At 40.9% G+C, this 9506-nt stretch carries 9 protein-coding genes; 2 read left to right on the top strand and 7 right to left on the bottom strand.

Annotated elements, in window-relative coordinates; genetic code table 11:
* Positions 1–284: 284 nt before the first annotated feature.
* The 7 genes from yacG to nadC all read right to left on the bottom strand — a co-directional run bounded on the left by yacG (position 285) and on the right by nadC (position 7375).
* Entirely contained in the window at positions 285–515 is a 231-nt protein-coding gene (gene yacG, locus MTN97_RS17685) for a DNA gyrase inhibitor YacG (RefSeq protein ID WP_024601728.1), read from the bottom strand.
* Positions 516–579: 64 nt separating this feature from the next.
* The gene (gene pilB, locus MTN97_RS17680) at positions 580–2256 is read right to left on the bottom strand and encodes a type IV-A pilus assembly ATPase PilB (protein ID WP_248475017.1); all 1677 of its coding nucleotides are present in this window, start codon (positions 2254–2256) and stop codon (positions 580–582) included.
* Between the two features lie 134 nt (positions 2257–2390).
* Positions 2391–3020 carry a dephospho-CoA kinase gene (gene coaE / locus MTN97_RS17675; RefSeq protein ID WP_248475016.1) on the bottom strand — a complete coding sequence of 210 codons (630 nt, stop codon included), beginning with the start codon at positions 3018–3020 and terminating at the stop codon, positions 2391–2393.
* Between the two features lie 2 nt (positions 3021–3022).
* On the bottom strand, positions 3023–3934 hold the full coding sequence (locus MTN97_RS17670; RefSeq protein WP_248475015.1) for an A24 family peptidase: 912 nt from the start codon (positions 3932–3934) through the stop codon (positions 3023–3025).
* A gap of 249 nt (positions 3935–4183) precedes the next feature.
* Complete coding sequence (locus MTN97_RS17665; RefSeq protein ID WP_248475014.1) at positions 4184–5413, bottom strand: type II secretion system F family protein; 1230 nt, start codon at positions 5411–5413, stop codon at positions 4184–4186.
* Between the two features lie 118 nt (positions 5414–5531).
* Positions 5532–6020: a pilin gene (locus tag MTN97_RS17660; protein ID WP_282447429.1), complete on the bottom strand. Its 489-nt coding sequence runs from the start codon at positions 6018–6020 to the stop codon at positions 5532–5534.
* A gap of 509 nt (positions 6021–6529) precedes the next feature.
* On the bottom strand, positions 6530–7375 hold the full coding sequence (gene nadC / locus MTN97_RS17655; RefSeq protein ID WP_248475013.1) for a carboxylating nicotinate-nucleotide diphosphorylase: 846 nt from the start codon (positions 7373–7375) through the stop codon (positions 6530–6532).
* A gap of 432 nt (positions 7376–7807) precedes the next feature.
* Between nadC and ampD the strand changes: the two genes are divergently transcribed.
* Both ampD and ampE read left to right on the top strand, forming a co-directional pair.
* On the top strand, positions 7808–8353 hold the full coding sequence (gene ampD, locus MTN97_RS17650; RefSeq protein ID WP_248475012.1) for a 1,6-anhydro-N-acetylmuramyl-L-alanine amidase AmpD: 546 nt from the start codon (positions 7808–7810) through the stop codon (positions 8351–8353).
* A 21-nt stretch (positions 8354–8374) separates the two neighbouring features.
* Entirely contained in the window at positions 8375–9226 is an 852-nt protein-coding gene (ampE, locus tag MTN97_RS17645) for a beta-lactamase regulator AmpE (RefSeq protein WP_248475011.1), read from the top strand.
* The last annotated feature ends 280 nt before the right edge of the window (positions 9227–9506 follow it).

The raw sequence follows: 9506 nt of genomic DNA, 5'->3' as shown, positions 1-9506 counted from the left end.
AAAAAATCAAGAAGCGTTTAAGCTCCAAGAAAGTTAAATACGATCTTGAAGCCTATAAAGAGAGATGGTATCTACAAAATATTTTGAACCACAGAGGGGTAGAGGCGCTTTGCGCTCCACAGAGTTGCCTGTTGCTAAAACCTAAAACCTAACACTGACGCGGGTTGAACCCGCTGCTACAGGTATAAAAAAACCTTGCTATGTTAACAGCAAGGTTTTTAAATTTCTCGAACCTCGAACCTCGAACCTCGAACCTCGAACCTCGAACCTCGAACCTTTAAAAATCACTTAAAAAAGTCATCTTCGTTTTTTGCCATCATTGCTTCAATATCTTCAATCATGTCTTGGCTGAACTCATCTGCAGATGTAATCGGCGCTGAAATTTTATTATTTTCAAACGACCATTCACCTAAATCAATAAGTTGGCAACGTTTTGAACAAAAAGGGCGATTCGGACTTTGTGCTGACCATTCTACTTTTGCTTTACAGGTTGGGCAGTTAACCACTGTTGGCATAATTTACTCTCACATTAATATAGGCTTTGCGACCCAATTTATAATAAACAGCTAAGCTTTCTAATTAAAAACTAGTGACACGATTAATCTCAGCAAGTGAGGTCACACCCTCTGCAGCTTTACGAATACCCGATAAACGTAAATTGTTATATCCTGCTTTAAGTGATACCTCAGCAATTTCTAATGAGTTACCGCCGCGCATTATAATTTGGGCAATTTCAGGCGTAATTTTCATTACTTCGTAAATACCAACACGGCCTTTGTAGCCATCGGTACAGTTTTCACAGCCTTTAGGTGCGTATAAAACCATGTCTTGAATTTGTTGTTCACTAAAGCCTTGGCGTATAAGCTCTTCGCGAGGTAATTGCTCTGGTGTTTTACATTTAGAGCATAATCTTCGGGCTAAACGCTGAGCTATAATTAAACTAATAGAACTGGCCACATTATACGCGGGTACACCCATATTTAACAAACGAGTAATTGTTTCTGGCGCTGAATTGGTATGCAGTGTTGAGAGCACCAAGTGACCGGTTTGCGCCGCTTTAATTGATATTTCTGCAGTTTCTAAATCACGTATTTCACCCACCATCACCACATCGGGATCTTGACGTAAAAACGCCCGCAGTGCATTAGCAAAGGTCATATCGGCTTTAGTATTTATTTGTACTTGGTTAACCCCTTCGAGGTTAATTTCTACCGGATCTTCAGCGGTACTAATATTCCGCTCCGGCTGATTGAGTATATTTAAGCCCGTATAAAGTGATACCGTTTTACCAGAGCCTGTCGGCCCGGTAACCAAAATCATGCCTTGCGGTTGCTCAAGTGCATCGAGGTATAGTTTTTTCTGCTCGGGTTCATAGCCTAATACATCAATACCTAGCATGGCACTTGATGAATCAAGAATACGCATTACAATTTTTTCGCCCCACAAAGTGGGCATGGTACTAACACGAAAATCAATACTTTTACGCTCAGTGATTTTAAGCTTAATACGGCCATCTTGTGGTTTACGCTTTTCTGCAATATCCAGTCGCGACATTACTTTTATTCGCGCCGATAGCTTACTGGCCAATGTTTTTGGCGGGCTGGCAACTTCGTACAAAATACCATCTATGCGAAAGCGAATACGATATTTGTGTTCATAAGGTTCAAAGTGTAAATCTGAGGCGCCTTTTTTTATTGCATCCATTAAAATTTTATTAATGTAGACAATTATCGGGGCGTCGTCTTTGTCATCGTCTTTAGGGGTGTGTTCTTTGTGCTGCTCAGAATCGAGTTCAGCAAACTCTTTAAATTCATCGGCGCTTAAATCTAAGCTGCCAGTGGCATCGAGTAATTGCTCAATTTTGTTATCGAGCTGGATGTAGTCAACCACAACTACTTCGCACGATAACCCCGTGCTAAATTCAAAGTTTTCAAAAGCGCCGTAATCGGTAGGATCTGAGGCGGCAATATACACTTTCCTGCCTTTTTGTACCAAAGGCAAAATGTGGTGTTTGCGGATCAGCTTTTCTTTAACTAGCTCGGCAGGAATTTGTGCAACATTAAAATCTTTTAAACCAAAAAAAGGCACTCTAAATAAATCAATGCATTGCTGCGCTAAATCTTTACTGTCTATTTTTCCACATTTAGAGATAAGCTCTGCGGTTGAGGCAAAGTCTTGCTGCCTGGCTTTTATGGTATCGGTATCAATCCGGCCGAGGGTAATAAATTTTCTTAATAACGGTGAGTTAATATTCATTGCGCACCTGATTTAATCCTTCATTTGTCAGCAATTTATCAGAAAAAAGAAAGGAATACATTAATCGTACCAATGCAGCAGATAATTTACTGATAAAAATATCAGTTTATTGCGCTGTGATTGGGTTAGTCACTCTATATTGTAGACTTTGCTTGCTGTAAATAATAATTATGTAGCTTAAGTAAGTCTTGTTTTACATCGCTTAGGTCGCGGTTATTATTTAAAATATCATCCGCTTTTTGTTGTTTATGCTCTCGAGACATTTGTGCGTCAATAATTTGTTTTGCTTGTTCAGTGCTTATATTGTCGCGCTGTGTAGTACGTGCAATTTGCACCTCTTTGGGAGCATCTATTAGCAAAGTACGATGACAGTAGCCATCAAGCCCATTTTCAAATAATAGTGGGGCAACTAACACCACGTAGTCGCTTTGCGCGTTTTTTAAGTCAGTGAGTAGTTTAGTGCGTATTAAAGGGTGCAGCAGGGCATTGAGCCACGCTTTTTGCTCAGCGTTACTAAAAATACGCGCTCTTAGCTCGCCACGATTTAAAGCGCCATATTCATCGAGTATGTCAGTGCCAAAATGCGCAATAATCGCTTTTAAGCCATCAGTGCCGGGTTCAACCACTTGGCGAGCCACTATATCTGCATCCACAATAGTAATACCTAGTGCTGCCAACATATCGCTAACTGCAGTTTTACCGCAGCCAATCCCGCCGGTTAGCCCTAGCACCCAGTTATTTTTATGATGTTGTGTATTGCTCATAGTTAGTAGCCAATAAAATTAAAATAGCTGTTTTGCAGTTGCGACCCCCATAGCATAGTGATCCAACCGGCTATTGCTAAGTAAGGGCCAAAAGGAATAGGCGTTGCTTTGTCTTTACCTTGAATGCTCAGCAGGGCAATGCCAATTACAGCGCCAACCACGCTGGAGAGCAAAATAATGGTTAATAGCGACTGCCAGCCAAGTAGAGCACCAAACACCGCAAGTAACTTAAAGTCGCCATAGCCCATGCCTTCTTTACCAGTTAATAGCTTAAATAGCCAAAACACACTCCACAGGCTTAAATAGCCGCAGGCGGCCCCGATTATTGCATCACTCGGGCTTATTGTTACGCCCATTACAGCGGCTATAAGCGCAAGCCATACTAGCGGTAAAGTAAGCTGATCAGGCAGTAGCATGTGATCAATATCAATAAAGGTGAGCGCGACTAAAATCCAAGTAACAAAAATATATAAAAGGGCCTGATCTGTAGCACCAAAGCGGTAGGCAACCACTAAACTTAAAATAGCGGTAATGGCTTCAACGAGAGGGTAACGAACTGATATTGGGTTGTTACAGGTCGCGCATTGTCCTTTTAAAATTAACCAACTAATAATGGGAATATTTTGCCATGGCTTAATGGCTGCTTTGCACTTTGGGCAGCATGAATTGGGTTTAACTAAGTTAAACGTGTTAGTAGTGTGTTCAGTGGTCTGTTTCGCCTTTGGGCTGGTTAGTTCATCGGCTAATAATAAGCGGCATTCAGTTTGCCATTCTTTTTGCATCATTAGCGGCAAGCGATAAATCACCACATTTAAAAAGCTACCAATACATAAACTCACTAGGCCAATCGTGGTTAAGTAAAACCATAAATGGCTTTGCATTGCGGTGATGATATCAATAAAAAAAGTATGCATTTATCTTACCTAAAACTAAATTCTGCGTTGATAATACAGTGGTTTTATTTAAGTGCAAAGTTAGGATTAGGTTAAAGGTTAAAGGTTAAAGGTTAAAGGTTAAAGGTTAAAGGTTCGGGCTACGAGTTGCGGGGAACCACCGCGTTTTAATTGTTCAAGGCGGGGCTTTATGCCGCGCACTTTAGTTGCGGGCAACGGGCTTCGGGTAACGGGCCTAGAAACTCGAAGCTCGAACCTCGAAGCTCGAAGCTAAATAACTGAACCTAGTTGGAATATAGGTAAGTACATGGCCACAATTAATCCGCCAACTAATACACCAAGCACTGCCATTATTAAGGGTTCTAGTAAGCTAGATAGGCCATCTACCGCGTCATCTACTTCTTGCTCGTAGATGGTGGCAACTTTAGCCAGCATGCCATCAAGCGATCCTGACTCTTCACCAATGGCAACCATTTGTATCACCATATCGGGGAATATTTTAGAGTTGCGCATCGCCCAGTTCATTTGATTACCTGAACTCACCTCGGCTTTTATTTCTAAAATAGCATAACGGTAAACTGCATTACCTGAGGCACCCGCTGCAGAATCCAAAGCATCGACTAGCGGTACACCGGCAGCAAAAGTGGTGGATAAAGTACGGGCATAACGGGCAACAGCCGCTTTATTTAAAATCATGCCGACAACCGGAAGCTTAAGTATGGCGCGGTCGGTAGCGTCCCGCAGTTTTAAACTTCTTAAATGGGCTTCTTTAAATATATAACCAAACGCCACAACGCCAATGAGGGCTATCCACCAGTTGGCTTGCATAAATTCAGAAATAGCGATTACAAATAAGGTAAAAGCAGGCAACTCTGCACCAAAGCCATTAAATATATCTTGAAACTGAGGAACTACAAAAATCAAAAGAATAGATGTCACTATTAAGGCAACTACCAATACCGAAATCGGATAAAACATCGCCTTTTTAATTTTTGATTTAAGCGCTTCTGACTTTTCTTTATAAAGGGCAACGCGATCAAATATTTTATCCAACGCGCCAGATTGCTCGCCCGAGGCCACCAAGTCGCAATATAAATCATCAAAGTAACGGGGGTGTTTCCTCAGCGCGGTTGATAAGGGCTGACCAGCTCTTACTTCATCGCCAATAGTACTCATTAACTTAGTTACGCTTTTATTGGTGGAGCCTGAGCCTATCATTTCAATTGATTGAATCAGTGGTACACCCGCCATCAGCATAGTAGCTATTTGCCGAGTAACTAAAGCAATGTCTTTTGGCGTAATTTTTTGCACACTTTGCAAACCAAACAGCGGCTTGGCTTTACGTTTTACCTTTGATGGGGTAATGCCTTGTTTGCGTAGTTGGGCTTTAACTAAAGCAATACTAGATCCCGTAAGTTCACCCTCAAGCTTCTTGCCACGAGCGCTAACACCTACCCATTGAAAGGTATCAAGGCCTTTGTTTTCTTGTTTATTTGCCATAAGGATTTTCCGACTAAAGGTTGGATTAAGCTTTATTTATAAAAGTATAATTTACTGAGAATAAAAAAGCGCCCAAAAAGAGCGCTTTAATCTTGTATATTACTTTGTTGTGCAGTTATTAATTATCACCACCAGCTTCACCACCACCAGCTTCACCACCACCAGCTTCACCACCACCAGCTTCACCACCACCAGCAGCATTACAATTTGAAGGTCTATGGTTTTCTTCAGCATCAGTTGAACAAGTCCAAGTACCAGCAGTTGAGCGAGATAGTGTTACCGTTTTATCATTAACCGCAGCGCCGCCATTAACCTTACTAAAAATTGTACCTGAGCCATCAGCTTTTGCTGTTACGTTAATATCAGTACAAGCCTTGTTATTCACACCAATATTGCTTTTAGTAATTGGTGAACCTTCATTCATTTTAATTTCAAAAGCAGTTTTACCAGGTGAAAGTTCAGCTAAACATGCTGTAACTTGTGCCTTAGCTGTATAATCTTGATACTGTGGAAGAGCGATTGCAGCAAGAATACCGATGATTGCTACTACAATCATTAATTCAATTAGGGTGAAACCCTTTTGGTTTTGTTGTGTCATTGTTTGCATGTTTCCTCTCCTAAAGGATAATGTTGTGGTAAGCCAAACGGGTATAAGTTTTTAAACTGTAACTTATGTTGTTCACTTAACCTATTACTACAAAAATAAAATCATTTTGCCAAATTTAGTACTGTGTTTAAGCGGTAAATTATTGGCCGTTTAAACACACACTGTATGGCGGTTATTCGTTACTCGTCCCTTACTTGAGCATAAACTTATCTATTAAAAGTTAGTTATAACCCGCGTAAGTTACAAGCTAATTATAAAAATAAACCCTATCGCTTATTTTTACTCTGTCCCTATAAATGCTTCTCCATTTTTTTAACTAATTAAGTATTTAAAACTAGTCAATATGAATGAGTTTAACACTGTTTATTGCGCTTTTGTATATAAAAGCTTTATAAGAAACGCATTAATTTAATAACTTGTTACAAATAATCCTTTTGAATTATTTAATGCCCTTTTTTAAAACCTGTCAATCAATTAGCGCAAATAAAGAGTAAATATTTTTGCATTATTTACTCAAATCGCATCGATAAATCGATTGATTGTAAATTTTTTGTAAGCGCGCCGCTTGAAATAAAGTCGACCCCAGCTTGCGAGTAGGCTTTGAGTGTTTCTAGGGTCATATTGCCCGACACTTCAAGTTTTGCGCGCTTATTTGTAATGCTAACTGCTTGGCGTATTTGCTCGGGGTTAAAATTATCTAACATTATAATGTCGGCGCCTGCGTTAATGGCTTGTTCTAGCTCATCAAACGATTCAACTTCAACCTCTATAGGTTTATCGGCATGATTTAGCTTAGCTTGAGTAACCGCGTTATTAATTCCTCCACAGGCCGCTATGTGGTTTTCTTTAATTAAAAACGCATCAAATAAACCAATTCGGTGGTTTGCACCGCCGCCGCATTTAACTGCATACTTTTGCAGCGCTCTAAGCCCTGGAATAGTTTTACGGGTATCGAGTAGTTGTGTATTAGTGCCACTTAGCTCTTTTACATAATGCGCGGTGGTGGTGGCTGTGCCTGAAAGCGTTTGTACAAAATTAAGTGCGGTGCGCTCGGCTGTTAAAATAGCGCGAGCAGACCCAGAGGCAGTAAACAGCGTGCTATTGGCACTAACAAAGTCGCCGTCGTTCACGCATATTTTTACAACCACACTTGGGTCGACTTGTTTGAACACTTCAATGATTAGGTCTTTACCACAAAAGATGCAGTCTTCACGGGTGATCACTTTCGCATTGGCTTGCTCTGCTTGCGGAATAAGCTGTGCGGTAATATCGCCTTGTTCAGCGCTTTGATAATTTAGGTCTTCATTAAGCGCTAAGGTAACAAGTTGGCTAATTAGGGTATGCGAAATAGACATGAAAAAGCTCATAATAGATAATTAATTAACTAAATTTTACTCTGTTTAATTACTAAATAGAAGCGGCTAACAACTAAACTAATAATTAACACTTTAATCATATTGTATCGTTTAGTATTACGCTATCTTTATGGGCTTAAATCTATTAGCATCTTGATATACATCAATTTTGGTTGATTAACCTGAGCGCTAGATAATAAATGTATCTCAAGCTGCTATTTTGAGTAAACACTGTGTTGGATATATTTACAATAGTGTTTTAATTTTTTCGGCAACGGGCAACGGGCAACGGGCAACGGCAACGGGCAACGGGCAACGGGCAACGGGCAACGGGCAACGGCAACGGGCAACGGGCAATGGGCTTGACACCAATCCCTACCATTTTACTCAAAGAGCATTTGACATTGGGCATATAAATTTAAATCAAATAGTATGAAAATAGATTCTTTAGGCGTTATAAATAATATTAGCCAGCGGGCGTGTAGCCATTTTGACGAGCGACCTGCTCAGTGCGATATTTCGCTGTTGGTTATTCATAATATTTCATTGCCTGCAGGGCAGTTTAACACTCCGTACGTTGATGATTTATTTATGGGGTGTATTGATTGCAATGCGCACCCTAGCTTTAGTGACCTAGAGGGGCTTAAGGTGTCAGCGCATTGTTTTATTAAGCGCTGCGGCGAAGTTATACAGTATGTGCCTTTTGAAAAACGTGCATGGCATGCGGGGCGCTCGTGCTTTGCTGGGCAACAAAATTGTAATGATTTTAGTATAGGTATAGAGCTTGAGGGCACAGATACAACTGATTATACCGATGCGCAATATCAAAGTTTAGCTGCATTGGCGCAGGCTATTATGCAGCGCTACCCAAAAATAACAGCCAGTAATATAGTTGGGCATTGCGATATAGCCCCTGGGCGAAAAACCGACCCTGGAGCGAGTTTTAACTGGCGTGAGTTTTTTAACCTAATTGAATAACTAAATTAAGCGAGTAACAACATGATTTTGGTTTCAATAATAATAGCACTGATACTTGAGCGTTTAGGTGCTCGCTCTGCGCATTGGCAAATGAGTTATTACGCTAATGGCTACTTAACTCGCTCTGTTAATTTATTGACCAATAAAGGGTTATTTGGCACGGCTACGGGGTTTTTAATTTGGTTATTACTGCCTGTGATTGCTGTTGGGTGTGTGTATTTTTTATCTGACTTTGTACTTTGGCAACTTGTTTTTAATGTGGCGGTGTTACTCGTTTGTTTTGGTTGTGCTAAGCAACGCGCTTTATATAAATCGTATTTAAATGCACTGACCCGAGGGGATCAAACCGCTGCGTCTTTGTATGCTTTGCAATTAGGGCAAAAACGCACAGAGGAGCAACAAGGCGGCGAAACCTTAGGGCAAACGCTAGCTTGGGTTAATTTCAGGTTTTATTGCGCGGTTATATTTTGGTTTGTGGTATTGGGCGTTGCTGGTGCTGTTTTTTATGCATTAGTACGTACCTTTGCCGACTTAGTCAGTGACAACCGCGATGAAGCTATTGCTAAGCATTTTAAACTTATCCACCGTTTACTATTTTGGCTTGATTGGCTCCCAGCGCGTATTACCAGTTTTGGCTATTTAGTGATTGGTAACTTTAATAAAGGGACTAGCTGTTGGCTGCATTACGTGTTTGACTTTTCAAGCCCTAATCGCAAGGTGGTTACTTATACGGCGCTAGCGGCTGAACAAGTTGAAGAGCGCTACTATGGTTGCACCTTTGAAGCCACCTGTATGATCAAACTGGTTAAGCGAAATGTACTTTTTTACTTAGTGTTAATTGCTTTAATGACTTTATTTGGTGGTTTAAGTTAAAGAGCAGGGGTTAGGTGTTAGGTAGAGATTAAGTCAAGCAATGTGTTTAGCTTGGCAGCTGGCGGGCTGCGAGCAGCGGGGAATGGGGGATGGGCTTAAAACCTTTAATCTTTAACCTTTAACCTAGAGCCTAAACATGCGGGAGGTAAATTCTCACTTACAATATAAAAGTATGTTTATATTAGGTGCTATGTTTTATCCTACTGCCGAACCCCGAACCCCGAACCCCGAACCCCGAACCCCGAACCCCGAACCCCGAACCCCGAACCCCGAACCCCGA

Source organism: Pseudoalteromonas sp. 2CM36K (assembly GCF_023161865.1).
In the GTDB taxonomy this organism is placed as follows: Bacteria; Pseudomonadota; Gammaproteobacteria; order Enterobacterales; family Alteromonadaceae; genus Pseudoalteromonas; species Pseudoalteromonas tetraodonis.
The sequence above is the reverse complement of the archived record's forward strand: the minus strand, read 5'-3'. Positions and strand labels throughout refer to the sequence as shown.

What these genes read in the sequence shown, in the direction of transcription:
- yacG (WP_024601728.1), bottom strand. Translation starts at nt 515, where the DNA reads ATGCCAACAGTGGTTAACTGCCCAACCTGTAAAGCAAAAGTAGAATGG.
- pilB (WP_248475017.1), bottom strand. Translation starts at nt 2,256, where the DNA reads ATGAATATTAACTCACCGTTATTAAGAAAATTTATTACCCTCGGCCGG.
- coaE (WP_248475016.1), bottom strand. Translation starts at nt 3,020, where the DNA reads ATGAGCAATACACAACATCATAAAAATAACTGGGTGCTAGGGCTAACC.
- MTN97_RS17670 (WP_248475015.1), bottom strand. Translation starts at nt 3,934, where the DNA reads ATGCATACTTTTTTTATTGATATCATCACCGCAATGCAAAGCCATTTA.
- MTN97_RS17665 (WP_248475014.1), bottom strand. Translation starts at nt 5,413, where the DNA reads ATGGCAAATAAACAAGAAAACAAAGGCCTTGATACCTTTCAATGGGTA.
- MTN97_RS17660 (WP_282447429.1), bottom strand. Translation starts at nt 6,020, where the DNA reads ATGCAAACAATGACACAACAAAACCAAAAGGGTTTCACCCTAATTGAA.
- nadC (WP_248475013.1), bottom strand. Translation starts at nt 7,375, where the DNA reads ATGTCTATTTCGCATACCCTAATTAGCCAACTTGTTACCTTAGCGCTT.
- ampD (WP_248475012.1), top strand. Translation starts at nt 7,808, where the DNA reads ATGAAAATAGATTCTTTAGGCGTTATAAATAATATTAGCCAGCGGGCG.
- ampE (WP_248475011.1), top strand. Translation starts at nt 8,375, where the DNA reads ATGATTTTGGTTTCAATAATAATAGCACTGATACTTGAGCGTTTAGGT.